We start from the raw sequence: 810 nt of genomic DNA, 5'->3' as shown, positions 1-810 counted from the left end.
ATGCCTAGAGTGGCGTAGATGGACGAGCTGATTACCAATTTTGTTAGCTCAGAGGTACGAAAGTTCCGTCTAGGTCACTCATTCCTAAAACACAATCCGTTAGGATGAAGTACCGTTATTATGCCCGCGACAATAGCGGGCATTTTTGTATTTTGACGCCGTTTACGCAACGAACGTGAGAAGCGGAGTCTTTTTGTGAGTTCACAACGTTGGCTGTGGAGAAACCGATGTTTGATTCAGATCTCTGGTCTTGAAAAGGATGTTGGCTCTAGGGAGAAAGATTTGAAAACCACCAAAACCAAGAAAATAAAGAAACAACACGAACGCGCATACGAACTGCTTGCTGAGGCGGCTTACTCAGATCCATTTGCGGCGCTGGGTCCTTTCATTGACGACGAAGCTTCGCTGAGAGTTTGGATGCCGGGCGCAAACAAGGTTGAACTGCTTGTTAATGGTGAACCTCGCGTGGCGCTTGAGCGTGATGGCGACAGCGGTTTCATCTTAAAAGAGCAACGCGATTTACACCTGACCCACTACCGTTTAGCGGTCGATTGGAATGGTGTTGAACAAATTATTGATGACCCGTACCAGTACCACAATATCTACCAAGAGTACGAGCATCTGCATACGCCAAAAGACATGTATCACTACATGGGCGCACACTTTGTCACGCTAGAACGTGGCGGTGAAAACATCTCTGGTGTGCGTTTCCTTGTTTATGCACCACATGCATCTGCTGTTAGCCTTGTGGGTTGCTTCAACCAATGGGATGGCCGTCGTCATCCAATGCAACGCTTAGACTACGGTATC

General features: G+C 47.5%; 1 protein-coding gene. It reads left to right on the top strand.

Going from position 1 to position 810, the window contains the following annotated elements:
• Nucleotides 1-282: 282 nt before the first annotated feature.
• Nucleotides 283-810, top strand: a 528-nt coding sequence (locus IQR33_RS35080; RefSeq protein ID WP_416222706.1) for a GlgB N-terminal domain-containing protein, incomplete at its 3' end; no start/stop codon positions are given.

Origin of the sequence: Vibrio sp. OPT46, assembly GCF_015163535.1 — a bacterium.
GTDB classification, from domain to species: domain Bacteria; phylum Pseudomonadota; class Gammaproteobacteria; order Enterobacterales; family Vibrionaceae; genus Vibrio; species Vibrio alginolyticus.
This window is presented reverse-complemented; position numbering and strand designations above follow the sequence as displayed.